Here is a 25798-nt window from a genome sequence, read left to right on the forward strand (position 1 = left end):
GCGCCCGGTGACAGGGACTTTACCCCCCTGACAGCAAATTCAAACGGATAGAGAGGTAAACTTATGGAACGTGTTATGGAAAAGGTAAAGTCGGTAAACACGATCTTCTGGATATTACTGCTTTATGTCGCCCTGTCGCTCTTAGCGGTGCCCAACTTCGGCACCGCCTACAACATCAAGAACATCCTTGGACAGCTCTGCGTCCTGCTGACGGTCGCCTGCGGCGAACACTTCACAGTTCTCAACGGCGGTGTCGACTTCTCCGCTACGTCGGTCATCGCGCTCACGAGCGTGGTGGGAGCCTCGATCATGAGCGCTACCGGCCTGCTTGGCGGACAGTGGTACGCGGTGCCCGCGGCTATTTTAGCCATGCTCGGCATCGGTATCGTCTTCGGCGTCGTCAATGGCTTTTCAATCATCACCTTCAAGATGCCCTCATTCATCGTCACCATGGCGACGCAGATGGTCGGTTCCGGCCTCGCGGTGTGGTACACCAAGGGCCAGACGATCGGCAATCTGCCCGACAGCTTCACGGTGATGGGCACAGGCAGCATCGGCATCTTTCCCTACGCGCTCCTGCTCACGGCGGCCGTGGTGGCTGTCACCCACACCATGCTCAGCCGCACCCGTTTCGGCAGGCAGATATACTCGGTCGGCACCAACCCCAAGGCGTCGCTCATCTCGGGTATCCCGGTTAAGCGGACCATCTTTAAATTGTACATTGTCAGCGGGCTTTGCGCGGCCTGTGCGGGTATCATCATGATCGCCCAGATGGAGGCGGGCGCCTCCGGCTACGCGAGCAACCTGTTCATCGATATTATGGCGAGCATCATCATTGGCGGCACCAGCCCGATGGGTGGCCGTGGCAGGATCACCGGCACCATCCTCGGATCGCTGCTCATCATTATCATCAACGTCAGCCTTAATCTGTTGGGGGTGCCGTGGTTCGTTATCAGCATCATCAAAGGCGCAATTATCCTCATCGCCTCCAGCATCGACCTGCTCAAGCAGGCGAAGGTGCGCGTGTGACCGGGGGTGCAATCCCAATTTTTCAGATGGGAAGTGAATCGTTTGGCACAGAATAGCGACTACATATTGCAGCTGCGAAATGTTACAAAGTCCTTCGCGCTGGTGAACGTGCTGAAAAACATCACCCTCAGCCTGCGCCGCGGCAGCATCCTCGGCCTTGTGGGGGAGAACGGCGCCGGCAAGTCGACGCTGATGAATATCCTCGGCGGCGTCTACCGGCGTGACGGCGGCGAAATCCTGCTTGACGGCGATCCCTTCGAACCGGCCGACCCCAAGACCTCGCAGGCGGCGGGTATCGCTTTCATCCACCAGGAGCTTAACCTTTTCACCAATCTCAGCGTGGCGGAAAACCTCTTTATCACCGACATGCCCCACGCGGGTGGCGCTGTTGATTTTCGAAGGATGAAGGCGGTTACGCGTGAGAAACTCGACCAGCTTGACATCGACGGCATAGACCCCGATACGATTGTCGGCACGCTGCCCATGGGCCAGCGGCAGCTTGTTGAGATCACCAAGGCGATCATGCACGACGCGCGCATCATCATTCTCGACGAGCCAACCACCTCCCTGTCCAACAAGGAGAAAGAGAAGCTCTTTCGCATCATGCATGACCTGCGGGAGCAGGGAAAGTCGATCATCTTCATCTCCCACATCCTCGAGGACGTTTTCGCCCATTGCGACGAGATCTCTGTGCTGCGCGACGGCGAGATCATCACCCAGGATGTGATCGGCAACCTCAATCAACACAACGTCATCCGTATGATGGTCGGCCGGGAGCTCAACAAGATATACCCCACAATCGAAAAGGAGATCGGGGACGTCGTATTTGAAGCGCGGGATATCCGGCAGGAGGGCCGATTCGAGGGGGTCGGCGTCAGCCTGCGGGAGGGGGAGATCGTCGGCCTGTTCGGGTTGATGGGCGCGGGGCGTACTGAATTTCTGCGCTGCATCTTCGGAGTGGACCCCATGGACGGCGGGGAGATCACCTTCCGCGGCAAGGCCATTTCCCCGGTGACGCCCGAGAACTGTATCAAGAACAACATGGCTTTCATCACCGAGAACCGCCGCGAGGAGGGCCTGCTGCTGCCCAAGACGGTCAAGGAGAATACCGTCATGGCAAGCCTCCAGGAGCTGGGGCGGCGCTGGTTCGGCTTTCTCGATTTCGGGCGCGAGCAGGCGATGACCGCACAGACCGTCAAGGAGCTCAACGTCAAGACGTTCGATCCCGCCAAACAGGCGGCTGTCAACCTGTCGGGCGGCAACCAGCAGAAGGTGGTGTTCGGCAAGTGGGTTCTGCGCAAGCCCAATGTCTTTTTGCTTGACGAGCCGACGCGCGGCGTCGACGTGGGCGCAAAGTATGAGATCTACAGCATCATCAACGATTTGGCAAAGAACAAATCCACCGTTCTGATGGTTTCCTCCGAGATGGAGGAACTGATGGGTATGTGCGACCGTATCCTCGTCATGAGCCACAACCGCGTCACCGGCGAGTTCCTCAAGGGGGACTATTGCCAGGAGCGGATCATGACGGCCGCGATAGGAGGAGGTATCTAATGAGCGCGACAACTGCTGGCGCCGGCGCCAAGCCCGCCGGGAACGTCAAAAAGAGATTCATTGGCCTGTTCTGCAACTACGGCCTCTACATCATATTTCTGCTTGTTATCGTCTACTTTGCCAGCCGGTCGGCACAGTTTTTGACGGTCAAGAACGCCATAACCATTGTGCAGCTCGCCTCCGCGCTGGGCATCGCCACGGTCGGCATGTTTTTCGTGCTGATCACCGGCGGCATCGACATCTCAGTGGCGTCCAACATGTACTTCTCCGCCCTGATGGGCAGCTACCTGCTCAACCGTTTCAATGTCCCCATCCTCGTATCGTTCGTGGTAGCGGTGCTCTGCGGCGCCTTCATCGGCACGATCAACGGGATTTTTGTCGCCAGGTTTAAGATGGTGCCCTTCATCACCACTCTGGCAACCATGAGCATTGCGCGCGGCTTCGGCCTCATCATCTCCGACCAGAAGATGGTGATACTCAACGAGCAAGGCTTCAAGGTGGCAAATACCCGCCTGTTCGGCGTACCGGTCATGGCCTTTGTATTCCTCATCACGGTTGCAATCGGGCATTTCGTGTTCACGCGTACCCAGTTCGGCCGCCAGCTCTTCGCCTGCGGCAACAACCTCACCGGCGCTAACAGGATCGGCATCAACGGCCCCCGTACCGTCTTTATCGCCTACCTTGTGTGCGGCTGTCTGGCGGGGCTGGCAGGCATGGTGAACGCCTGCAATCTCACCTCCATCACCCAGAACTTTGCGATTGGGGACGAGTTCGTCGTCATCTCGTCGGCGGTGGTGGGCGGCGCGAGCCTTTTCGGCGGCAAGGGCAAGGTGTTCCCCGGCGCGCTGATCGGCATCATCATGATTCAGGTTATCATCAATGGTCTCACCATCACCAACGCCTCCCCCTATGCCTACACCGTTGTCCGCGGCGTCATCATCTTCATCGCGGTCATGGTGGACAGCATTAAATTCAGTGGAGAAATCCGATAGTTCCGATTGCGCCCCAATCGAAAATATTGTATATTTAAAGATACAATATTTTCCGAAAAATAAAAATTGTCGGGGGTAGCAAGATGTACAACATCGAACGAAAGGCGTTGATCGTCAGCCTTCTGAAGAAGGACAGTAAGGTGAGCGTAAACCAGCTCGCGCAGATGCTGGAGATTTCAAAGGAGACGGTGCGCCGCGACCTGCGGGAGCTTGAGCAGGAGGGCCTGATCCAGCGCACCCACGGGGGAGCGGTGTTGGAAACATCCGGTGGCAACACCTCCGAGTACCCCTTTAAGATGCGGGAAATCCAGAATTACGAGGAGAAGGCGAAGATCTGCAAGGCGGCTGCGCAGCTCATCGAGGACGGCGACACGATCTTCATCGACAACAGTTCCACGACCATCAGCCTGATCAAAAACATCAACCCGGCGTACCAGGTGACGGTCATCACCAACTCTATCAAGCTGCTGATCGAGTCGGTCAACGTCAACAATCCCAATCTGGTCATGATCTCGCTTGGGGGGATCTTCCGTGCGAAGAACCTATCGCTGACGGGGATACTGGCCAACGAATGGGTGCACAATTTCCGGCCGAACAAGGCGTTTCTGTCCTGCCGCGCCATCCGTCCCGAGTCGGGCTTCACCGATGGGAGCATTTACGAGGTGGACACCAAGCGGGCGATGATCGACAATGCGCAGCACGTCTACGTTCTGGCCGACCACTCAAAATTTCATGAACAGGGCGCGGTGTATCTGACCGACTTCTCCAAGGTGGAACTTGTCATCACCGACGATGGCGCGGACGAGGAAAGCCTGCGGATGCTTGGCCTCAGGGGGGTAAAAACGCACGTCGCGTGCTAGCGTGGAGCGGCCTTTCGGGGAGTCGCGGCCGGCGCCCGGGAGGGTAATGTGAAAGCGATCGCGTTTGATCTGGGCGCGTCGAGCGGCAAGATGCTGCTGGGCGAATTTGACGGGGAAACCCTGTCCGCCCGTACGGTTCACCGGTTTGAAAACCGGCAGATCAGCCTCGGCGGGGACCTTTACTGGAACCTGCTGGGTATCTATGAAAACCTCACGGAGGGCATCCGCCGGGCGTGCGCGCTCGGGCGGGACGTGGTTAGCGTGGGGCTGGACACCTATTCCAATGATTTCGCCTTCGTTGGCCCGCGCGGAGACGTTGTGTCGCAGATGCGCTGCTACCGCGACCCCCGCGCCGCCCGCTGTGCCGAGGGCATCTACGCCAAAATTTCCCGGCGGGAGCTGCACATGCTGACGGGCAACCAGAACGCCCTTTTTAACACGGTCATGCAGCTCGCCGCGATGGCCGAAGAGGGAGAACGTTACCTTTTCTCGGAGGGCAATACGATGCTGCTTCTCCCGGATCTGCTCGGCTACCTGCTCACTGGGGAGAAGCGGTCGGAGTACACGATCTCATCGGTCACACAGATGTTCGACTACCGTACAGGAGGCTGGTCTGAGGAAATCCTTGGCCGGTTTGGTATTCCGCGCACAATCCTTCCCCCCATCACGCCCTCCGGCGCCGTGCTGGGGCGGTTCACGGCCCGCGCGGCCGCGGACTTCGGGACGCCCGCGATGGATGTTGTATCGGTGTGCGAGCATGACACCGCTTCCGCGGTAGCCGCGCTGCCCACCAACCGGACGGACGTCGCTTTTATCAGCAGCGGCACATGGTCGCTCGTCGGCGTCGAGCTTGACGAACCGGTGGTCAGCGACGAGACGTTCCGTTACAACTTTGCGCTTGAGGGGGGCGTGGACGGACGTTACCGCCTGCTCAAAAACGTCATGGGCCTGTGGCTTGCGCAGGAATGCCGTCTCGACTGGCGGCGGCGGGGGGAGGAGTACGGCTACGACGATCTCGAACGGCTTGCCCGCGCTGGGTCCCCCTTCCGCAGCCTGATCGACCCTGACGACGGACGCTTCTATGAGCCGGGGGAGATGACCAGCAAGATCGCACGTTACTGCGCCGACACCGGCCAGCCAGTCCCCGAGACGCCTGGCCAGTTCATCCGCTGTATCGACGAGAGCCTCGCGCTTAAATACCGCTGGACGCTTGTCAGGCTCGAACGCATCATCGGCAGGCCGCTGCGGGCCATCCATATCCTGGGCGGCGGCAGCCGCGATGGCCTGCTTGACCAGTATACCGCCGACGCGTGCGGCCGCCCGGTCTACGCCGGACCGGACGAGGCGGCGCTCACCGGCAACCTGCTCCTGCAACTCCGGGCGTATGGGGAGGTTTCGAGTCTCGCGCAGGCGCGTGAGCTGTCCGCCCGCTCGTGCAGGATCACGACTTACGAGCCGCGCAGCGGTACGGCGTGGGACGACGCCTACGGGCGCTTCCTGGCCCTGCTCGGAAAGACCGGCGGGGCGTGAGGGAGAATGGTCCTGTATTTCGTGGAGGAAGATATGCCAAAATTCAATTGAGAAAGAGGTCATACGCTATGGGTAAACTCAAGTTTGCATGTATCACCGGTTCGATGGGGAACCGCTGCGACCGCTTCATGAGCTGCGGCTATAAGGAGGAGATCAGCGGCGACGAGAAGATCAAAGGGCTTGCGGAGACAGGCGTGCTGGAGGCGGTCGAGCTCTGCTACGACGTCGATGGTTGCGAGAGCGACGCCGCCGTAGTCAAGGCGCGGTGCGAGAAATACGGCGTCAAGGTGTCGGGCGTCAACGCCCCCGTTACCGGTGAGAAGGCTTTCAAATTTGGATCCCTCACCAACACCGACTCCGAGATACGCAAGCGCGCCATTCGGTACTGTAAGGACTCGGTCGACTTCGCCGTCGCGGTCGGTGGAGAGTTTGTCAATGTGTGGATGGGGCAGGATGGTTTCGATTACGTATTCCAGACCGACTACACCCGTCAGTGGAACCTGCTGGTGGAAGCGGTGCGCGAAATCTGCGACTACAACCCCGCTATGAAGATCGCGCTCGAATTCAAGCCGCGTGAGCCGCGCAACCGCTGCATCCTCGACAGCGCCGGCACCACCCTGCTGCTTGCCAAGGATGTCGGCCGCCCCAATGTCGGCCTCACCGTTGATTTCGGCCATGTGTTCCAGAGCCAGGGCAACATCGCCCAGGTGATCGAGATGTGCGCCAATCACGGCATGCTCTATAACCTCCACGTCAACGACAACTACGGCGCTTGGGACGACGACATGATCCTCGGGTCGGTGCGTTATGCCGAATATATTGAACTTTGTTATTCGCTGCGCAAGATCGGCTACGAAGGCTGGACATCGGTCGATATCTTCCCCTTCCGCGAGCCTGCTTTCCGCGCCGCCGAGGAGAGCATCCGCTACATGAAGCTGTTCGATGAAGCTGTTGACAGGATCGGTTTCGATAAGCTGACCGCCTGCATCAACGGAACCGATGCCACCGAGGCGATGCGCCTTATGCGCGAGGCTGTGTTCAAATAATCTGATCCGGAGGCTCGCCGCATTCCCGCGGCGAGCCTCCGGCGTCTCCGCGCGACAGCCGCGCGGGATGTGTGGAAGGAGCGTTTTTGATGCAAAGAGAACTGGAGGAAAAGCTGGCGCGGGTGCGCGGCTTTTTAGAGGCGCAGGGCTGCGGAGCGGCGCTGTTCACAACCAACGACAACTTCGGTTGGATTAGCTGCGGCCGGTCGGCCTACGTCGACCAGGGTACCGGCAGCGCGGTAGCGAAGGTGATTGTCACGATGGATAAGCTGTATGCGGCCTGCTGCTCGAGCGAGCAGTACCGCATCATGGAGGAGGAGTTGACGGGCGGCGGGTTTGAACTGGTGGATTACCGCTGGCACGAGGACGAGGCGCAGCGGATCGGGGAACTGCTCGCGGGGCGCAGAACCGTTTCCGATTCAGGCGCTTTCGGCACTGAAAACCGCGCCGCAGACCTGCAGCGCCTGCGCTACCGCCTTACGCCCGAGGAGGCCGCGCGTTATCGGGAGATAGGCCCCGAGGCGGCGGGCATCGTCGAGCGGTGCTGCCGTGAAATCCGCTTGGGGGAGAGCGAGCGGGAAATCGCCGGCCGCGCGTCTGCCGCGTTGACGGCGGCGGGCTATCTGCTGCCCGTCTGCCTGGTGGCGGCGGACGAACGCCTCACGCGCTACCGCCATCCAATCCCCAAGGATGTCCGCGTGGAACGCTGCGCGATGCTGGCTGTGTGCGCGCAGAAGTACGGGCTGACCGTCTCCCTCAGCCGAATCGTCAGCTTCGGCCCGCCCGACAGCGACCGAAGCAGGCGTTACGAGGCGCTGTTGCGCATCGACGCGGGCTACATCCGCGACACCGTGTCCGGTGCGCGTGCAGGGGACATCGTGCGGCGTGGCCGTATCGCCTACGAGGAGGCCGGCTACGGCGAGGATTTCCACCTACACCACCAGGGCGGTGCGCTTGGCTACGCTACGCGCGACTACTGTGCCGGAGAGACGTGCGTTGAGACGGTGCAGCCTTGTCAGGCGTTCTCGTGGAACCCGACGATCGCGGGTGTCAAACTGGAGGACACCTATCTGATCGAGGGAGACCGGCGGGAGATCATCACCCAGACGGGGAGCTGGCCGCTCCGTGAAGTGATATTGGACGGCGTCTCCATCAAGCGCCCGCTGATCCTTGAATTATGATCCGCCGTCCAATGGTGTACAGGGGATCCTCGGAGTCGAATTGATTGCCGAAAGACAACAAGATACAACTGAATAAACTGTTTTCCGCGGAGAAACGCCAATCACATCTGTCTACGGCGTTCCTCGCTGTAGACAGGCAAGCAGGGGCGTTTTCCCGCATATCCTTTACTATTTCAATGGAAAGGGGATCTAACAATGAGAAAACGTCAGCTGCAAATCACCTGCCGCTTTGGAAAGGAGGATGCGGGCGAGCTTTTGTTCCGCTCGTTTCTACTGTTTCTCCACCGAGAGATGGCACTTTGTACGACGGAGACTTTAAACGGATCTGCCGGAAGGTAAAAGCCAGCCGCAATTTATTGGAACAGGCGAGTAGAGCTGACCGGGAACAAGCGAATGATCATCCGGTTCCGATTCCGGCAATCGGAAGAGTGGGATAAAACCGGATAAAGCCAAAGTTGTGCTGTTGACAGGCGGCACATTTTTCAAAGCTCTGCCGCTTACATTAACTGGGGCGCTATGTACCGCGGCGGCGCTATTGTAAACGATTTTTCCTCCAAAGAAATGCGCCGTACATAGGCGCAGGGTCCTGCAATTACAGGGGGCGCCCACTCTGCTCCAGTTCCCGGAACCGGAAGTGGAGGATGACCTCTTTTTCTTCGGTCAGTTCTACCCGCTCGATCAGGGAGATCAATACCTCCCGGCTGGCGGGGGCAGTAGCCAGAAAGCGTTCCACCAGCTTTTTGGCCAGATCGTTTTGCTCCTCTGGGGAGAAGTCCGGCCGGCCGGTTTGGGAGAGCCGTTGTTCCAGCGCGGTTCGGTCGGCCTTGACCTTCCGGTAGACCCGCTGAAAGTCCGCCTCATCCAGCAGGCCGGACAACTTATCCATATACACCCGGTCCAGATGAGCGGACAGGCTGTCAATGTTGGCTTTCAGAGCGGCAATCGCTTTCCCGTGGTCCGCCTGAGCCTGAGCCTTTGCGATCTCCTGCCGGGCGATAGGCAGCAGTTTTTCCGACTGCAAATAGGTTTGGCAAACCTCCCGTACCCGCTCCATCACTGCTTGGGTGACCGTCTGTTCCTTGATGGAATGGCAGGTACATACCCCAGCTTTGGTGAACCGCTGATAGGTGCGGCAGACAAAGTACAGCACCTCCTCGCCTTTGGCATTTTTGCGGTTGAGTACCGCCAGTGGGTAGCCGCATTCATGACAGAAGATCAGCCCCTTGAGCAGAAAGTCATAGGTGCGGCTGCGGGTATGCTTGCGGCTGTCCACCAGCCGTCGCACCTTGTCAAAGGTTTCCCGGTCGATGAGGGGCTCGTGGGTACCCTCCACCACTATCCAGTCCTTGGGCTGCTGGCGGATGCACTTCTTGGTTTTGTAGTTGACCTTCCGGCTGCGTCCCTGCACCATGTTGCCGATATAGGTCTCGTTATGCAGCATATCGGAGATGCGCTCGCTGGCCCACAGGCTGGCGTATGGGCCGGGGTTAGCCACACGGAGGTTTGCGTAGGTGGCTGGGGTTGGGATATGCTCCTCGTTGAGCTGGGCGGCGATCTGCCGGCAGCTTATGCCGGAGAGGGCCATACTGAAGATCCGGCGCACCATGCAGGCGGCCTCCTCGTCGATGACGATCCTGTTTTTCTCGGTGGGGTGCATTTTATAGCCGTAGACCGGCTTCCCACCGATGAACAACCCCTTACGCTGCTTGTCATGCTTGACACAGGCAATCTTTTTGGAGATATCCTTGGCGTACATATCATTCATGATAGCGCGGAAAGGTGTGATGTCGTTGGCGGTGGAGTCCACCCCGGTGTCGATGCCATCCAGCAGGGAGATGTACCGCACCCTGTGTTCGGGGAAGTATCGCTCCATGTAGTGGCCAGTCATAATGTAGTCGCGTCCCAGACGGCTTAAATCCTTGGTGATGACCATATTGACCTTTTTGGCCTCAATATCGCGGATCATCCGTTGAAAATCCGGCCGGTCAAAGCTGGTCCCGGACCAGCCGTCGTCGATATAGGTATCATAGACATTCAGCCGCTGCTGCCGGACAAATTCATCCAGCAGGGATTTTTGATTGCTGACGCTCTCCGACGGTCCCTCGCTTTCGTCTTCCTTTGATAATCGAATGTATAACGCCGCATGGTAATCCATGGGGCTGCTTATTGAGAAATACATGAGGTCCCTCCCGAAATAAGCGGCCATTCGTTGTATAGCCCGCAATGAAGCTGTCAGTCTCCATCAAAAAAACGAAGCAGATAAAATAAAAGGATTGGCGTATAAGCTGACGCATATCCTCTCCATCCCCGGAAAATATGCGTTGTTTTTTAAGGCATGTTGTTTCACAGGACGCCACCATGTTCATTTATTTATAAAACTATATGCGGTTGAACCAATCTTTTGCCTGTCTTATAAGAAAATGAAAAAGCCGAACCATCCAGATGGTTCGGCTTTTTAGCTGGAACAAAGAATCCATATTCAGTTGGCGGCCGGTGTGAGGATGCAATCGGTAAGCCGGCTGATGCATTCTGAACCATTTAACACGTTTCCCGATATGACAGCTCCACGGCAGTGACGCCATCGCCGCTCGTCAGCCGCATCCGTGAACTCTCCTTATACAGCAGCCGCAGCCGCGCCGCTACATTGCGGATACCGATTCCCCGCCCATCCACAGCGGGTTCGGTCGAATTTATGATCTGGTTGAGCAGCGCGAGCTGTTCGGGTTCGATCATACGTCCGTCGTTCGAAACGACAATCCGCATCTGTCCGCCCTTCCCGCCGATCTGCACCCGGATTGTTCCGCCCAGCACATTCCCATTTTCCTCTTTGTTCGGCAGCAGGCCGTGGAACAGAGCGTTTTCCACCAGTGGCTGGATCAGATATTTGGGGATCAAATGATCCATCATCCCTTCTTCGATCTCCCAGATAATCTGAAAAATATTTCCATAACGATAGGTTTGAATCACCGCATATTGATCGATGATATGTTTTTCCTCCGACACCGGACAACACACATTGATATCGCTGATCCGCAGCCGGTCGCGCAGCACCCCGATTAGCATTCCGTTTACCCGGATGACATCCTCAGTCTGGCCCTTGCGGGCAAGGTAGGTGATTGTATTCATCGTATTATAGATAAAATGCGGAGAAATCTGAGCGATAATCAGCCCGAGTCTCAGCCGTTCCTTCTCCTCCTCCTTCTTTTGAATCCGTACAAAATATTCTGCAAGCTGTCGGAGCATCTCATTAAAGCTGATGGTCAAATCCCCCACCTCATCGTTCGAGCGGACCTGCAACTCATTGGAAAAATCGCCCTCGGCGACTGACCCCATTGAAGCGGAGAGCTGCCGCAGCGGTTTGAGCGCACGGATGATACAAGGGAAGATCAGGCAAAAGACCAGCAGCACGGCCGACAGGGTGAAGCAACTGATAAACTGGATCACATTGTGATAGGGCGCAAGCAGCATTTCCCATGTCATCTCAGTCACCAGCTTGAGGTCGCCATACCGCGAGCGTTCCGACAGCAGATAGCCCTCTGGGGTTTTGCGGGCGTCGCTGCGCAGGACGGACTGCTCCGAGGCGGTTTCCAAAAAGGTCTGGGCGTCCGCTGGATCAAATATGCTGTCAACCGGATAAAACGGGGCGTTTTGATTGTCATAAAGCTGGAAGCGCGTCCCCTCGATCTCCAGCGGATAGGTGGAGGTCTGCATCAGCGGCGCGAGCGAACAGATCAGCAGAACCGACCCATGCGAACCTTGCGGACCCAGATAGGGCATAGCAATCGCAAGAGCGGTTTCACTGCCGATCCCGCGCCCATTCGCATCCTGATAGTTGATCGAGAAGGTGCCGGAATATCCCTTCAGTGCGCTGGAATACCGTTTTTCACGCCTTTGCGCCTGAAAATTTTGATACCATTCCTGTTCGAACAGCGCGTGCTCCTGCGCTGACAGCTCCGAGCTTGCGTAAAATTCTCCGTTGTCCAGGTGCAGGATGACCGAGATCAGCTTTCCTGCGCTGTTGATAACGTAACCGTTCAGCCTGCCCCGCACTTCAAAGCGTGTAGCAGCTTCATTTCCGGCGGCTGTGCGGATACAGTTTTCCATCTCGCGGTCGAGCCGGATACTCCTGCCGATACCATCCACCACTCCCAGGCTTAAATCCAATTGGGACATGATCTGTCTGTTGCGCAGTTGGCCGCTTTTGATCGCGTCGTCCTGCAAGGTCAGGATGAACACCTGTGGAAGAATTGCATTGAGCGCAGGCAGCACCGCACAGGCCGCCGCACAGATGATGACAAACAATTTTCCTGTGATCCCCAAACGCCATCCGTATGTTTTTTTCAATCCCTGCCCCTTCTTTCCGTGCGCGGGGGATACCCCTTCAGTTTTTTAAATACCCGGCAGAAGTATTGACTGCTCGAGTAACCGACCATTTCTGAGACCTCGTAAATTTTGTAACGGCCTGTTTCCATCAGTGCGGCCGCCTGGTCAATGCGGTACTGCGCCAGATATTCGTTGACACCGCTGCCGACCTCGGCTCGAAAGAGCGCGCTTAAATGCGACCGGCTGACCGCGGCGTGCTGCGCAATCTGCTGCACTGAGAGGCCAGGGTCGCGGTACTGCGCGCGGATATAAGCGGCGGCCTCACGTACCGGCTGCGACCAATTTGGATGCGCCTGGGCCAGCCGGCCGCCGGCCCAGGTCAGAAACGCCTGTGCGGTGTGCCACCCGGCCGGTTCCTGCACGGGGTCGAACGCAGGCTGAGAGGGATCGGTCAAAATTTGCCGCAGGACCTGCCGGGCAGACTGCAAAAAGAGCGGATAATTTTGCACCCGCACCGATTCCTTTAACAGAGCATAGGGCTCGCCGTCCGCAGCGGGGCAGGGGGGCGCACTGCTTGAACTTTGCTGCCGGGCAAACTCCTCCCACTCGCTGGCCGCTCCCTCCTCAAAAAACCAACAGGCGTCGAGCGTATGGGAAAATTTCTTCCAGAGAGCGGCGGCGAACGGCAGCGTGCAGGGGGCGGAAACCGTAAAGACCGAGCAGGGATGTCCCAAATGGTTTTCTAAAAAGCGGGAAAGCTTCTGCGCGCTGAAAAACATCTTCTGTTGGGACTCGACCGCCGAGGCTTTATTCTCCGCTTCAAGCACTACGGCAAAGATCCCCCGGCCGACTGCCGTTACACAGCCGACCTGTTCAGGGCGTGTCCAGCCTGTGCGGATCAGTTCAGCCTGATTGTTTGCCTGCTGCTCCCGGCCGCCGCAGAGCTGGACAAGCTCCAAAAACGGCAAGGCCTCCCGCACCAGCAGATATTGGAACTGCCGGTGCAGAAGGTCGCTTTCTGTCTGATTTTTTGGCAAGGGAGGCTCGGGCCGGGTGAACTGCGCACGGATAAAAGATTCTGCTGCGTCCCAATTTTCCCGTTCTTTTTGGGACAGCTCCATTTTAACTGAGGAAAGTTTTTCCAGCAAAGAAGGCGCGTCAAGCTCATGCTTGAGGATATAATCACGAATACCGGCGCGCATTGCCTGCCGCACATAGGAAAACTCATCGAAATTGGAGAGCAGCAGCACGCAGGCGCCCCGCCCATCCTGCAAAATCCGTTCAGCGAGGGCGATCCCATCCATTACCGGCATACGCACATCTGCGATCACCAGCTTGGGGCGCACCCGCTGGTAAAGCCTATAGCCCTGTTCCCCATCGAGCGCCCGTCCCGCGATATGGAATCCCGCAGCCTGCCAGTCGATCAGTTCCTCAATATATTCGAGCGCCAATTGGTCATCATCCACCAGAATCGTCTCTATCAGCTTCATAACGTGCGTCTCCTTTGCGCGTTCCTGCCATATCACAAACTACAAAAACCGGCAGCGCCGGTTTTTGTCTTTATTATTATAGCAAGCGGCCGCTCATAGGGCAACCCGCCGCTTATTGAAGAACCGTTCGGTCTGTGCGTCGATCAGAATCGCAAAGATGATGACCGCGCCTTTGGCGACCCACTGCCAGAACGAACTGACGTCCAGCAGATTGAGTCCATTGTTGATAATGCCGATGATGAGACAGCCGAAGATCGTGCCCGAGACTTTTGCATATCCCCCGCTCATCGGGGTACCGCCAATGATTGTCGCAGCGATTGCGTCCATCTCCATTCCTTCGCCCGCGCCGGGCAGAGCGGTCGAAACCCGTCCGGTCAGCAGCATCGCCGCAATTGCGACACAGATTCCCATCAGTACATATCCCAAAATCTGAATTCTCTCAACACGCACTCCCGAGGCTTTGGCCGCCGCCGCGTTGCCGCCGGTCGCGATGATATGCCGCCCGAGCTTGGTGCGGTGAAGCATAATCGCCATGATCGCCGCCAATACCAGCACCACAATCGCTGAAACCGGCACCCCGAATACAATCCCACTGCCAAGCTTTTTGACCGCGTTGCTCAGTCCGCCTACCGATTTTCCGTCGCAAAGCAGATAGGCGAACCCTTTGAACACCTGCGCGGTCGCCAGTGTAACGATGAAGGCCGGCAGCCGGAAGGTCACGCTCAACACGCCGTTGAGGCAGCCAAGCAGCACACTTGAAAGAAGCGCGGCCAGAATCGCGAGCGGCAGCGGCATCAGCAGGGTATAATGGGCGTAGAGAATCCCCATCAGGCTCAACATCTGGCCGACCGAGAGGTCAACCCCGCCTGACGCAAGCACAGCGGTGAATCCCACGCCAAGCACGACTGAGGTTGAGATCTGACGCACGATGCTGCTGATATTGGAGGCGTTAAGGAAAAGCCCCCCAGTCAAAATCTGGATTGCCGTGCCGAGTATCAACAGGATGAGCAGCGCCTTATTGTCCAAGATGAAGGTTACAGCTCGGTTGACCTCCGTTCGTTTTGCCTTGTCCATAAACATATCCCTTTCCGGGCGTGAACAGCCCCCTATTCGCCAAACGCTTTTTTCATCAGCAGCTGCGCGTCTGCTTCGCCCCGCACAGATTCGTGCACAATCCGGCCGCCGCAGACCACATAAATCCGGTCGCTGATGCCCATCAGCTCGGGCAGCTCGGAGGAAACCACTACAATCCCCTTGCCCTGCGCCGCCAGCTCTCCGATCAGCTTGTATATCTCTGCCTTCGACCCAACGTCGATTCCGCGGGTCGGCTCGTCAAGGATGAATACCTTCGGCTGGGCAAGCAGCCATTTCGCAATGATCGCCTTCTGCTGATTGCCGCCGCTGAGTGAACCAATTTCCTGTGTTTCCCCCGCTGTTTTAAGGCTCATTGCGTCGCGCATCCGCTGAAAGTCCCGCCGCTCCCGCGTTCTGTCGATGAATCCCAGCCTGCAAATTTTTTGCAGATAGGCGAGGGTCATATTCTGCTTGACCGGAAGCTTGGCGATGATCCCCTGACGCAGCCGGTCCTCAGTCACCATCGCGACGCCGCGGCTGATCGCTTCAGGAGTGCTGCCGGGATGAAAGGTTTGGCCTGCCACTGTGACCGTCCCGCTGGTGCAGGGGTCCAACCCAAAGATCGACTGCATGATCTCGGTGCGCCCCGCGCCCATCAGCCCGCAAAAACCAACAATTTCTCCGGCGCGGACATGGAAATTCACATCCTCAAAATAGCCTGTGCGGGAGAGGTGCTCCACACGGAACAGCTCCTCTCCGATCGGGACATTGGCTTTCGGATACATATCGGTGATCTCCCGGCCAACCATCATCCGGATCAAATCGTCCTTTGTAAGCTCGGAAACCGGCTTGGTATCCACATAGCAGCCGTCCCGCAGGACCGTGATCCGGTCGCAGATTTCAAACAGCTCGTCAAGCTTGTGGGAGATGAAGATGATCGACCGCCCCTGTGAGGAAAGGTCGCGTATGATTTTGTAAAGCTTCTGCACCTCTGTTTCAGTCAGGGCGGAGGTGGGTTCATCCATTACAATTATATTTGCCTCGTAGGAAACGGAACGTGCGATCTCAACCAGCTGGAGCGCCGCGACAGAGAGGCTTTTTGCCTGAGCGTCCGGGTCGACCGCGATCTCAAGCCTCTTGAGCAGGCTTTCAGTCGCGGCGCGCATTTTCGCGTGATCAAGAAAACCGTTTTTGCAGAAAAGCTCCTCACGTCCGAGCCAGATATTCTCCGAGACGGTCATGCTAGGGATCGCACTGATCTCCTGGTGGATCATCGTGATCCCGCTGCGCAGCGCCTCGGCGGGATTTTTTGCCTCGAAAGGCTCTCCCAGATAGCGGATTTCGCCCGAGGATTTCTGATACTCCCCGAGTAGGATTTTCATCAGGGTTGATTTTCCCGCGCCGTTTTCCCCAATGAGCGCAAGCACCTCGCCCTTATAAAGCGTCAAGTCGACCTGGTTGAGCGCAAGCACGCCCGGAAATTTTTTGGAGACTCCCCGGGCCTCCAGCACCACCTGCCTGTCCGCCATATCCATCCTCCTTTGGCAATCTGCAAAAAACGGGGGACGCAGGGTCCCCCGTCCGACCTGCCGAAAAATTACGCGACTGTGTCGATATTCGCCTTTGTAACCAGCTCGATCATTCCCGGCTCGTAGGTGCTGCCGTTAAACTGTTCGCCCGCGGCGATCTTTTCACAGGTAGAAATCACCACTTCGGCGGTTCCCTCGACGCTTACAACGGTCGTGCCGTCCAATTCGCCCGCGCGCACAGCCTCGAGGCCGTTGACCGTTCCGTCGATTCCCAGCACAAGCACCTCGTCCATATTGCGGCCTGCCGCCTTGAGCGCCTGGATACAGCCGATGGCCATATCGTCGTTCATGCTTACAAAGACGTTCATCTCCGGGAATTTCTGAATCCAGTCCTCAGTGATCGCCATCGCGTCGTCCGCCATCCAGTTTCCGCACTGTTCCGAAAGCAGGTTCACCCGGCTGTTGATTTCGTTGTTACAGGCGTTTACAAATCCATCATGACGTTCAAGCGCGCTCTCCATATACGCGCCGATCAGATAACCGACGTTGGCAACACGGCTTTCGTCCTCATTCAGCCAGTCAAGCACATACTGTGCCTGTAGCTCGCCGTGCAGGGTCTGGTTGTCGGCGATCAACACGTCGTACGCGTCGGTGTTGATGTGGAAGTCAACCGCTACGCAGCCAATGCCCGCGGCCTTGACAGCCTCGACCGCAGCGACAGCCGCCTCGCCGTCGACCGCAAAGATCACAATTACATCCGGCTGCTTCTGGATGAGGGATTCCACGTCGCTCAGCTGCTTGCTTGGGTCGAAGTCGGCATTGGTCTGGATCACCTCATACCCCTTACTTTGTGCGTTGGCTGCAATCGCATTGTAAAGCGAGGTGCGAAACTCGTCCGCCGAGTTCATCGAAACGCCGATTTTGAGCGGCTCTCCGGCCGCTTCGGAACCGGCCGCTGTGGTGGAGTTTGCGGGCGTGGAGTTTGCAGGCGCCGCTGCGGAGGACTGCCCGGAGCTGCCGCCGCATCCCGCGAGTGCCCCTGTAAGCATCAGGGTGGCCAGAACGGTAGAGATCAATTTTTTCATCTTTTTTCCCCTTTTCTAAAAAATATCTTTTTGTCTACCAGCTTTACCGGCAGGCAAAAACTGTGTCCAGATTCAGCATGAACGGGTAATAGACCCCGTTGAGGTTGCTCATCGGCAGCAGCTCGTCTGAAATTTGAATTCCCAAGACCTCCCGCATTGCCTTCTGGCGCGCCAGAATCCGAGCATAAACGTCCGGGAATTGTTCGCGAAGCTGCGCCCGGAGCCGTTCCCCCGCGAACACCACGGCGTCCTCACAGATCGAGGTGCGCACCGGGTTGGAACCGCTTGCGATGATGTCCACCTGTACAAATTCCCCGTCGCTGATTTTGTGGGACGAACCGGGGCAGAACGCGCTGTTGAGCCATTCCTCGGTGCCGGTCGAATGGCCGGGGTTGAGGGTGATGCCGTGTTCTTCGTGACTGATATGGCGATAAACCGCTTTGTAAACATCGCCGCAGCAGACGCCGATCTTCGCCGACTCGTACCATGCGGCCATCGCCGCAAAGTGGGCCTGGTAGAAAGTTTCATAATAGGGCTTCAGCTCGTCCGCCCACGAGTTCAGATCGTAGGCCGCCACCGAAATTTTCGAGGTCAGGTTGCCGCGCACCGAGTAGCAGAGTCCGCAGACCTGTCCGAGTGCGAGGCGTTCGCTTTGCAGGGGGGATTTTAACCCGCGGGAGACGCTGCGCGCGCCGAAATTGATCATCGGATGAACGTTGAGCGGCTCGAGTTCCACACCGGCAGACGCCGAAACTTCCAATTCGCTCATGCCCGGCTTCATATGCTTAAACATCCGCTGGACTGCCCGCGCAGCCCGGTTGCCCGCCGATTCCGCCCATGCGATCTCTTTGGCGGAGTGCAGACGGATACGGATGCCGTCTGGATAGCCGGTCAGCTCCTGTCCAAACTGGAACACCTGCTCCTGTGGGCAGACCCGATACAGCCCGTCAAGAATATAGGACGGCAGGTCAAACGTGTGGACCGGGTCGCCTTCAATGCTGCTCTCAAAGTATTTGACCCCAACCAGGCCAACCTTGCTTTCCCTGCCGATTCCAAGCTCGGAAAACAGAGTGGAAAGGGGGCGAAGCTGATCCTTAGGCTGGCCTTGCAGGCTGAAATTCTGGTATAGGACGCGCCGGATCGGATAGGGGATCTGCTCGCTGTACGCCAGCCCCTCATTGCCAACGAGGATCGCCGTTTCCCCGGCGGCATTGACGATGAATAACGCTTCCTCGAACCGGCAATCGTAGCTGGTGAAATATTCAATATGGGAAAAATGCTCCCGGTCGCCGTAAATGACCGCGTGTGTATATCCACATGTCTTGATCCGTTCGACCAGCAGGTTCAGCCGCAGCAGATAATCTTCTTTTTCCAGCGTGACAACAGGCGTGTCAACCTCCTGCATAAAGAGTGGATCGCTTTTGACCAGTTGTATTTTAGACATCTGTTTCATCCTCCTCCACAAACAAAGGTATTTTTTTCTGGTTCACCGTATCGACCAGCCCCACGTCGGTCAGACGCACCTCGGGGATGACCGCCAGAGCGAAGGAACCGAGAATCATCAGCGGCGCGTCCCCTAAAATGCCCATCTCACGCAGGGTATTTTGGAGCTGTTCGCTCTTTTGCGCGAGCAGCTCGGCCGGCGCGTCGGACATCAGCCCCGCAATCGGCAGCTCAAGCAGCGCTGTCACTTGCCCGCCGCGCACACAGCAGACGCCGCCTTTTGCGTTTATAACCGTCTGTGCGGCTAAAAGCATCTCCTCGGGCGTGCGTCCAAGCACAAACAGGTTGTGGCTGTCATGTGAGATGGTGGTTGCGACCGCGCCTTCTTTCAGCCCCACGCCGCGCACCGGTGCGATCGCGCGGTTTCCGTTGATTCCATGCCGTTCCAAAACCGCGAAAAGCGCGAAGTCCGGCTGCTGCCCGACCTGCGCCGACCCATCCTCGACCGGGAACAGGCGTGTTCCCAGCTTGGTCACAAAGCGGTCGTCCAGATCATAACAGATTGTGTGCAGACGGACATGTGTTTTCCCCTCCGCACGAATACAAAAATCCGCCTGTGTTATCGGCTTTTGCAGCTTGACGGTGTTTTCCGGCAGGCTTGTGGTTTGAGGCAGCGGTTCGCAGAGACAGCCGCCGCGCGCCGCGAGCTTTCCATTTACAAATACCTCGTCCACCGAGACGGATTCAAGGTCATGCAGCAGCAGGATATCTGCCCGGTATCCGGGACGCAGGCTGCCGCGGTCGTGCAGCCGTCCGAGCCGCGCTGCATTGACAGTCGCAATCTTGAACGCTTCGATTGGATCGAGGCCCGCACGGATTGCAGTGCGTACCGCGTAATCCATATGTCCGTTTTTGAGCAGGTCGCCCGGCGCGCAGTCGTCGGTACAGAAAGTCACGTTTTCCGGATAACCGAGCCGGATAATGACCGGCGCGAGCGCCTCCAAATCACGGCAATTGGAGGCGTTGCGGCACTCCAGAACCATCCCCGCCCGCAGCTTTTCCAGGGCTTCATCCGGGGCGTGCGTTTCGTGATCGGACTCCACTCCAGCAGCGAGATAATCCGCGAGCTGCTGTCCGCGCAGGCCGGGGGCATGTCCCTGGATGAATTTCCCCGAGGCGCGCGCCGCGGCTAAAATTCGCTGCATCCGGCTGTCTCGTTTGATGACGCCGGGGTAGTCCATCACTTCTCCGAGGCCGGCCATTCGTTTTTCTGACAGCAAATTCGCGATCTCCGGCGCGTCAAAGATGGTTTGGCTTGTCTCAAGTCCAACGACCGACGGGACACAGGAAGGCGCCAGGAACAATATTTCCATTGGCAGCCCCTCGCTTTCCCGGAGCATATAACGCATCCCGTCCAGACCCATCACATTCGCGATCTCATGCGGGTCGGCAAACACAGTCGTCGTGCCATGAGGCAGCACCGCGCCGCAGAAGCCCTTTGGTCCCATCAGGGTGCTTTCAATATGTAGGTGGGTGTCAATCAAGCCGGGCAGGGCGAATTTACCCTGCGCATCGTAGTGGTTTTCTCCGGTGAGAGGAGGATCGCCCGGTTGGGTTATCCGCGCGATTTTGCCGTTTCGAATGGCGATTTCAGCGGGATAGATCTCCTTGGTAAAAAGGTTGACATATTGTAAATTTGTCAGGATCAGATCAAACTGTTCCGCCATTTTAGCGCCTCCTGTTGTTTTCTTTTATTATAGCGGGTGGAAAGGGGCGGAAAAATGCAATATTGTATGGTTTTGTGTACGATTGTACGAAAATTATGTGCAAAAAGTATGTCTAAATACTTTTTTATAAAGCTTTGCTGTCTTTGTCAGAAGGAAGGCTGTCCACGCAGTATGCGGCATACGCAATCCAGGCCGTCCCCTTGGAGGCGGCCTGGGCGCCACAGATGTATTTTGCCCGGGCATAAGCCTGACGGGGATCAGCTTGATGATATAAAGAAAGCTTTTGCCGGGAGCATGAAAAGCAAGGAACAGCCGCCGTATGGACCTGACTTTTGTGGTTTTGATCGCGGCCTTATTTATACCGCTATACCGCGGCGCGCTTACATTAAGCGTGCCGCGATACATAAGAGCGGGAAATATCCAGCTTCTTTGCCACCTCGCGCTGTGTAAGCGAGCGCGTGCCTCCAAGCCCATAACGCATGATGATAATCTGCCGTTCCCGTTCATCCAGTGCGCCTTCAATAAACTGGTACAGCTGTTCGGACTTGATACGCAGGTCAATACAGTCCACAATGTTGTCATCCTCGGCCATGATATCCTGAAGCGTCAAAGAGTTGCCGTCTTTATCTGTATCAATTGGATCGCTTATGTAAACATCCTGGGCGGATTTCTTTTTATTGCGAAAATGCATGAGGACTTCATTTTCGATACACCTGGATGCATAGGTTGCAAAACGCGTACCCTTTTCGGGCTTGAATGTGGAAACCGCTTTGATCAGGCCGATTGTGCCTATGGAGATGAGATCGTCCTGATCCTTGAAAGCGCTGTAATATTTTTTGATGATGTGTGCAACCAACCGCAGATTGTGTTCAATGAGGCGTGTTTTTGCGTCCTCATCACCCCGGGCGATTCCCTCCAGACATTCGCGCTCCTCCTTGGCGGATAAAGGGCGTGGGAAGGATCCGGTCCCAGTGATATGCAGGGCAAAATAGATCAGATTGCAAAATGTCTCAAATAAAGAAAACATAAGAACCTCCTTAACGGCTGATTTTGCCCGCGTTCTTTTTGGGAGAAGGGCGCAGACAGGGCAATAACAAATATATGTTTTGCCAGCTTATCCGGTGCAGGTCCGCTGGAAATCAAAGATTATCAGAACACGCCGCGCTAGGAAAAGGGAGGGAGAGAATCCATGTGTGGATTGTTTTGCCATAGACATTTTTTCGCTGGGATTCCGTGCAGCCGCACTGTCGGATGTTCCATGCGATCTGTTCGATGTCCCCGCACAGTTTCAAAAGCAGCGATCGATTGCCGGCAAAATATCTGTGCAGAAGGCATAACCGTCTCGATTTTTTGCTGCGCTGAGCAGAATAAAGGTTGCCGGAACGATTTGCATGAGCCGGAAAATAGTGGTATACTGAATATAAAATCAGTTTGTAATTGATTTGGTAAAGACACGCATAAAGGAGCCTGCGAATGGGACAAGCTATTTTCTGGATACTGACAGCGCTCAATTTGGCGGGGCTGGCTGTTTGCTTTGTCGACAAGCGCAGGGCGAAGCGCAAGGCTTGGCGCGTGCGGGAGCGGACATTCTTTCTGTTGGCGCTGCTCGGCGGCGGATGGGGTGTCTGGGGCGGCATGTACCTGTTCCGGCACAAGACGCGCCATTGGTATTTTGTCATGGGAATTCCGGCAGTCACTTTGGTGGAGTATGGTTTTTTGGCCTGGTTTTTGCTGTGGCGGTAAGGGCCGCGCCAGGCTTTTGCAGGAGGAGGAAATAAAAATGGCAACACGTATTGGCATCCTGACGGCGGGCGGCGATTGCCCCGGGCTGAACGCAACGATTCGCGGTGTCGCAAAGGCCATGTATCAAAAGATGAACGATGTGGAGATTGTAGGGATCGTCGACGGCTTTAAAGGCCTGATCGAAGGCGAATACCATGAGATGAAACAATCCGATTTTTCCGGAATTCTAACGCGCGGCGGGACGATTCTCGGCACGGCGCGCACGCCTTATAAGAGCATGAAAGTTGTCGAGAACGATGTCGACAAGGTCGCGCGCATGAAAGGCAACTATAAAAAAATGAAGCTGGACTGTCTGATGACGCTCGGTGGGAACGGCACGCATAAAACGGCGAATCTGCTCGCCGAGGAAGGGCTTAATGTCATCGGACTGCCTAAGACGATTGACAATGATATCTGGGGCACCGACGTCACATTTGGTTTTCATACGGCCGTCGGGCTTGGCACAGAGGTGGTCGACCGCATCCACACAACAGCCAGCAGCCATAAGCGCGTGATGGTTATCGAGATCATGGGAAACAAGGTCGGATGGCTGACGCTTTATACAGGCGTAGCGGGCGGCGCGGACGTGGTGCTGATCCCGGAGATCCCTTATGATATCAAAAAGGTGGTCAAAGCGGTTGAGCGCCGTGCCGCGGATGGACACGGCTTTTCGATCGTCTGCGTAGCGGAAGGCGCGTTCGACGTGGAGGAAGCAAGGCTCAAAAAAAAGGAGCGCGCCGAACGGCGCGCGGCGGCCGGCGAGACGACAGCCTCGGCTCGTATTGTTCGCCAGATCGAGGAAAACAGCGGTTTTGAAACGCGCATGGTTGTTCCAGGTCACTTTATCCGCGGCGGCGCGCCGTCAGCGTATGACCGCGTGCTGGCTTCTCAGTTCGGCGTTTATGCGGCCGATCTGGTCAGCCGTGGGATTTTCGGCGTCACCGTGGCGATGCAGAACAATGTCGTGAACCATAATCTTTTGTCCGATGTGGCCGGCAAGACAAAGTTTATCCCGGCCGACGATCAGATGATTTTTACAGCGCGCCGGCTCGGTATATCCTTTGGCGATTAGGGAATACCATGAAAGGACGCGCGGAGTCCGTGGATAAGCTGGAAGTTTTTTTGAAAATTTTTCCCGCGCGCCTATTGACAAAGCGCCTGCAATGGATTATAATAAATAACGCGCTGTTCGGGAAAACAGCGCAGTCTGGCCCGGTAGTTCAGCTGGTTAGAACGCTAGCCTGTCACGCTAGAGGTCGTGGGTTCGAGCCCCATCCGGGTCGCCAGTTTTGCCTTTGTAGCTCAGTTGGTAGAGCAGAGGACTGAAAATCCTCGTGTCGTTGGTTCGATTCCGACCGAAGGCACCATTCGCGGGTTTAGCTCATCTGGTAGAGCGCCACCTTGCCAAGGTGGAGGTAGCGAGTTCGAGCCTCGTAACCCGCTCCACTAAAAAGAGGCCGCTGTTCATCAACGCCTCTTTTTCCATATACATATGTATATGGGCGCGGCGCCATAGCCAAGCGGTAAGGCAGGAGTCTGCAAAACTCTCATTCCCCGGTCCGATTCCGGGTGGCGCCTCCAAAAGAAAAAAGACAGCAAATCGATATTCGATTTGCTGTCTTTTTTGTTTTCGCCGGCAAGACATGGTTATTATTTTATGAATCTAAAATATTTCGGTTTTTTGATGGAATTGGCAGGCTGGCAAGATGCGATTTGAATGATGCTGCAAGTGAAGGAATACAGCATAAGCAAGCAACTAATAGACCAGGATGTATTCTTTACAAGTAGGGTCAGATATGCTAAAATACTTAAAATAAGTAGTTTGTCTGATTTTGCAGATTCAAATAAATAATTGGAAACAATAATCGAAATTTGAGGATAAACCCAGATGTTTTTTAATTATTCTGAGCAAGAAATTCCGATTGTCTATAATTAGGTATTATGCCTGATGTTATGGAACGGAGATGGGTATAATATTTAATATTATAAAATAATTGAGCGAATAAAGTGCACTGCTGCAAAAGCAGATAGATAAAAAATGATGTATGTTTTTAATACAAAATACAGGTTCAGTTTATGTAATATTTATAAAGATCCTTCTTTTACATGTCCTGTTTTGCCTAAAATATCGAGGATATTTGTCTGTTTGGCTTGGAATAAAATATAAATGTTAACCAGTTAATAAAAGTATGCTGTTTAATGTGGCTGGAGTGTGGGTTATAAAATGGATACAGATTGTAACTTGACGCCTGAAATCAAGAGGATCACGGATGGTATTCGCCCTCACGATACAAACATCATAACCGCTAGGAATCAGAATTTGCGGAAAATGGAACAATCCTATTCAGAGAAGATACACAGAGATGATTCTCAATTGGAGAAACCGCTGGTTTCAGTTATTATGCCGATGTATAATAGTGAAAAGACTGTTGAGTTAGCAATCGCTTCTGTGCAGAGACAAGATCTCAAAAGTTGGGAACTGATTGTGTTGGATGATGGCTCGACAGATGCCAGCGCGCAGATCGTGGAACAAATCAAAAGTAAAGATTCGAGAATACGATTGATTGTATCAAGTATTAATGGCGGTGTGGCTGCACGCAGAAATGATGGCATAGAGCTGGCCAATGGCAAATATATAGCTTTTTTAGATAGCGACGATTGTTGGAAAGCTGATAAATTGCATCGGCAATTGGAGTTGCTGCAAAAAACGGGTGCGCAATTATGCTATACAGGCTATTGCATTCAAGGACTGGACGGGCAGACGGATCAGGGTTATTATCCGCCGGAACAAACCAGTTATGAGGAGATGCTGTGTGAAAATGTGGTGGGTTGCTCCACTGTTTTAGTAGAAAAATCCTGCTTGCCCTGTGCGCCATTTTCTTCAAGATTTTTTCACGAGGATTATGCGTTATGGTTAATTTTATTGCGAAAAGGGGTGTGCTTTGTAGGAATTCCGGAATTGTTGGTAAATTATCGGTGCGGAGGAAGGTCTTCCAATAAACTTAAGGCCGCCTTGAAACGCTGGGAAATTTACCGCAAGCAGGAGAGCCTTTCAATATTGCGGGCCGGAAAATATTTATGGAGCTATGCATGGCGTGCGAAACGCAAATATAGGCTATAACGGGAGAAAAATGGTAAGGAAATTTAGGCGGT

General features: G+C 55.7%; 20 protein-coding genes and 4 tRNA genes. 15 read left to right on the forward strand and 9 right to left on the reverse strand.

What is annotated here, in order from left to right; genetic code table 11:
• Window positions 1-63 precede the first annotated feature (63 nt).
• From FMM72_RS11885 to FMM72_RS11920, 8 genes are all read left to right on the forward strand, one after another.
• Window positions 64-1029 carry an ABC transporter permease gene (locus FMM72_RS11885; RefSeq protein WP_162221542.1) on the forward strand — a complete coding sequence of 322 codons (966 nt, stop codon included), beginning with the start codon at window positions 64-66 and terminating at the stop codon, window positions 1027-1029.
• Between the two features lie 42 nt (window positions 1030-1071).
• Window positions 1072-2583, forward strand: coding sequence for a sugar ABC transporter ATP-binding protein (locus FMM72_RS11890; protein ID WP_162221543.1), 1512 nt, complete (start codon window positions 1072-1074; stop codon window positions 2581-2583).
• Window positions 2583-3575, forward strand: coding sequence for an ABC transporter permease (locus FMM72_RS11895; protein WP_162221544.1), 993 nt, complete (start codon window positions 2583-2585; stop codon window positions 3573-3575). Before FMM72_RS11890 ends, FMM72_RS11895 begins: the two co-directional genes overlap by 1 nt.
• 83 nt (window positions 3576-3658) lie before the next feature.
• Window positions 3659-4435 carry a DeoR/GlpR family DNA-binding transcription regulator gene (locus FMM72_RS11900; RefSeq protein WP_160210276.1) on the forward strand — a complete coding sequence of 259 codons (777 nt, stop codon included), beginning with the start codon at window positions 3659-3661 and terminating at the stop codon, window positions 4433-4435.
• A gap of 48 nt (window positions 4436-4483) precedes the next feature.
• Window positions 4484-5965 carry an FGGY-family carbohydrate kinase gene (locus tag FMM72_RS11905; protein WP_162221545.1) on the forward strand — a complete coding sequence of 494 codons (1482 nt, stop codon included), beginning with the start codon at window positions 4484-4486 and terminating at the stop codon, window positions 5963-5965.
• Between the two features lie 68 nt (window positions 5966-6033).
• A complete protein-coding gene (locus FMM72_RS11910) occupies window positions 6034-7011 on the forward strand; it encodes a sugar phosphate isomerase/epimerase family protein (RefSeq protein ID WP_162221546.1) in 978 nt (325 codons plus the stop codon).
• A gap of 89 nt (window positions 7012-7100) precedes the next feature.
• Complete coding sequence (locus FMM72_RS11915) at window positions 7101-8192, forward strand: M24 family metallopeptidase (RefSeq protein WP_162221547.1); 1092 nt, start codon at window positions 7101-7103, stop codon at window positions 8190-8192.
• A gap of 44 nt (window positions 8193-8236) precedes the next feature.
• Window positions 8237-8629 carry a hypothetical protein gene (locus FMM72_RS11920; protein WP_162221548.1) on the forward strand — a complete coding sequence of 131 codons (393 nt, stop codon included), beginning with the start codon at window positions 8237-8239 and terminating at the stop codon, window positions 8627-8629.
• A gap of 155 nt (window positions 8630-8784) precedes the next feature.
• Here FMM72_RS11920 and FMM72_RS11925 read toward each other — a convergent pair whose 3' ends face one another.
• The 9 genes from FMM72_RS11925 to sigK all read right to left on the reverse strand — a co-directional run bounded on the left by FMM72_RS11925 (window position 8785) and on the right by sigK (window position 21890).
• On the reverse strand, window positions 8785-10371 hold the full coding sequence (locus FMM72_RS11925) for a recombinase family protein (RefSeq protein WP_162221549.1): 1587 nt from the start codon (window positions 10369-10371) through the stop codon (window positions 8785-8787).
• A gap of 359 nt (window positions 10372-10730) precedes the next feature.
• On the reverse strand, window positions 10731-12536 hold the full coding sequence (locus FMM72_RS11930) for a sensor histidine kinase (protein WP_162221550.1): 1806 nt from the start codon (window positions 12534-12536) through the stop codon (window positions 10731-10733).
• Window positions 12533-14005: a response regulator transcription factor gene (locus tag FMM72_RS11935; RefSeq protein ID WP_162221551.1), complete on the reverse strand. Its 1473-nt coding sequence runs from the start codon at window positions 14003-14005 to the stop codon at window positions 12533-12535. The genes FMM72_RS11930 and FMM72_RS11935 overlap by 4 nt, the downstream gene beginning before the upstream one ends.
• 93 nt (window positions 14006-14098) lie before the next feature.
• Window positions 14099-15079, reverse strand: a complete 981-nt coding sequence (locus FMM72_RS11940; protein WP_160208945.1) for an ABC transporter permease — start codon at window positions 15077-15079, stop codon at window positions 14099-14101.
• 32 nt (window positions 15080-15111) lie between these two features.
• Window positions 15112-16608, reverse strand: coding sequence for a sugar ABC transporter ATP-binding protein (locus tag FMM72_RS11945; RefSeq protein WP_160208946.1), 1497 nt, complete (start codon window positions 16606-16608; stop codon window positions 15112-15114).
• Window positions 16609-16676: 68 nt separating this feature from the next.
• On the reverse strand, window positions 16677-17693 hold the full coding sequence (locus tag FMM72_RS11950) for a sugar ABC transporter substrate-binding protein (RefSeq protein WP_160208947.1): 1017 nt from the start codon (window positions 17691-17693) through the stop codon (window positions 16677-16679).
• 43 nt (window positions 17694-17736) lie between these two features.
• Complete coding sequence (locus FMM72_RS11955; RefSeq protein WP_162221552.1) at window positions 17737-19137, reverse strand: M24 family metallopeptidase; 1401 nt, start codon at window positions 19135-19137, stop codon at window positions 17737-17739.
• Window positions 19130-20863 carry an adenine deaminase gene (gene ade / locus FMM72_RS11960; protein ID WP_162221553.1) on the reverse strand — a complete coding sequence of 578 codons (1734 nt, stop codon included), beginning with the start codon at window positions 20861-20863 and terminating at the stop codon, window positions 19130-19132. The genes FMM72_RS11955 and ade overlap by 8 nt, the downstream gene beginning before the upstream one ends.
• Before the next feature lie 385 nt (window positions 20864-21248).
• Window positions 21249-21890: an RNA polymerase sporulation sigma factor SigK gene (gene sigK, locus FMM72_RS11965; RefSeq protein ID WP_160208950.1), complete on the reverse strand. Its 642-nt coding sequence runs from the start codon at window positions 21888-21890 to the stop codon at window positions 21249-21251.
• Window positions 21891-22336: 446 nt separating this feature from the next.
• Here sigK and FMM72_RS11970 point away from each other — a divergent pair, with 446 nt between their 5' ends.
• The 7 genes from FMM72_RS11970 to FMM72_RS12000 all read left to right on the forward strand — a co-directional run bounded on the left by FMM72_RS11970 (window position 22337) and on the right by FMM72_RS12000 (window position 25766).
• On the forward strand, window positions 22337-22606 hold the full coding sequence (locus FMM72_RS11970) for a DUF1294 domain-containing protein (protein ID WP_162221554.1): 270 nt from the start codon (window positions 22337-22339) through the stop codon (window positions 22604-22606).
• Between the two features lie 37 nt (window positions 22607-22643).
• Window positions 22644-23717, forward strand: a complete 1074-nt coding sequence (locus FMM72_RS11975) for a 6-phosphofructokinase (RefSeq protein WP_162221555.1) — start codon at window positions 22644-22646, stop codon at window positions 23715-23717.
• Window positions 23718-23854: 137 nt separating this feature from the next.
• Window positions 23855-23931 (forward strand) — tRNA-Asp (locus tag FMM72_RS11980).
• Window positions 23932-23936: 5 nt separating this feature from the next.
• Window positions 23937-24012 (forward strand) — tRNA-Phe (locus FMM72_RS11985).
• Between the two features lie 3 nt (window positions 24013-24015).
• Window positions 24016-24091, forward strand: a tRNA-Gly gene (locus FMM72_RS11990).
• A 60-nt stretch (window positions 24092-24151) separates the two neighbouring features.
• Window positions 24152-24226, forward strand: a tRNA-Cys gene (locus tag FMM72_RS11995).
• A 643-nt stretch (window positions 24227-24869) separates the two neighbouring features.
• Window positions 24870-25766: a glycosyltransferase family 2 protein gene (locus tag FMM72_RS12000; RefSeq protein ID WP_162221556.1), complete on the forward strand. Its 897-nt coding sequence runs from the start codon at window positions 24870-24872 to the stop codon at window positions 25764-25766.
• The last annotated feature ends 32 nt before the right edge of the window (window positions 25767-25798 follow it).

The sequence above is a fragment of the Anaerotruncus colihominis genome (assembly GCF_010206195.1).
In the GTDB taxonomy this organism is placed as follows: Bacteria; Bacillota; Clostridia; order Oscillospirales; family Ruminococcaceae; genus Anaerotruncus; species Anaerotruncus colihominis_A.

What these genes read in the sequence shown, in the direction of transcription:
- FMM72_RS11925 (WP_162221549.1), bottom strand. Translation starts at nt 10,371, where the DNA reads ATGTATTTCTCAATAAGCAGCCCCATGGATTACCATGCGGCGTTATAC.
- sigK (WP_160208950.1), bottom strand. Translation starts at nt 21,890, where the DNA reads ATGTTTTCTTTATTTGAGACATTTTGCAATCTGATCTATTTTGCCCTG.
- FMM72_RS11900 (WP_160210276.1), top strand. Translation starts at nt 3,659, where the DNA reads ATGTACAACATCGAACGAAAGGCGTTGATCGTCAGCCTTCTGAAGAAG.
- FMM72_RS11975 (WP_162221555.1), top strand. Translation starts at nt 22,644, where the DNA reads ATGGCAACACGTATTGGCATCCTGACGGCGGGCGGCGATTGCCCCGGG.
- FMM72_RS11885 (WP_162221542.1), top strand. Translation starts at nt 64, where the DNA reads ATGGAACGTGTTATGGAAAAGGTAAAGTCGGTAAACACGATCTTCTGG.
- ade (WP_162221553.1), bottom strand. Translation starts at nt 20,863, where the DNA reads ATGGCGGAACAGTTTGATCTGATCCTGACAAATTTACAATATGTCAAC.
- FMM72_RS11910 (WP_162221546.1), top strand. Translation starts at nt 6,034, where the DNA reads ATGGGTAAACTCAAGTTTGCATGTATCACCGGTTCGATGGGGAACCGC.
- FMM72_RS12000 (WP_162221556.1), top strand. Translation starts at nt 24,870, where the DNA reads ATGGATACAGATTGTAACTTGACGCCTGAAATCAAGAGGATCACGGAT.
- FMM72_RS11915 (WP_162221547.1), top strand. Translation starts at nt 7,101, where the DNA reads ATGCAAAGAGAACTGGAGGAAAAGCTGGCGCGGGTGCGCGGCTTTTTA.
- FMM72_RS11935 (WP_162221551.1), bottom strand. Translation starts at nt 14,005, where the DNA reads ATGAAGCTGATAGAGACGATTCTGGTGGATGATGACCAATTGGCGCTC.
- FMM72_RS11955 (WP_162221552.1), bottom strand. Translation starts at nt 19,137, where the DNA reads ATGTCTAAAATACAACTGGTCAAAAGCGATCCACTCTTTATGCAGGAG.
- FMM72_RS11895 (WP_162221544.1), top strand. Translation starts at nt 2,583, where the DNA reads ATGAGCGCGACAACTGCTGGCGCCGGCGCCAAGCCCGCCGGGAACGTC.
- FMM72_RS11950 (WP_160208947.1), bottom strand. Translation starts at nt 17,693, where the DNA reads ATGAAAAAATTGATCTCTACCGTTCTGGCCACCCTGATGCTTACAGGG.
- FMM72_RS11945 (WP_160208946.1), bottom strand. Translation starts at nt 16,608, where the DNA reads ATGGCGGACAGGCAGGTGGTGCTGGAGGCCCGGGGAGTCTCCAAAAAA.
- FMM72_RS11970 (WP_162221554.1), top strand. Translation starts at nt 22,337, where the DNA reads ATGGGACAAGCTATTTTCTGGATACTGACAGCGCTCAATTTGGCGGGG.
- FMM72_RS11940 (WP_160208945.1), bottom strand. Translation starts at nt 15,079, where the DNA reads ATGGACAAGGCAAAACGAACGGAGGTCAACCGAGCTGTAACCTTCATC.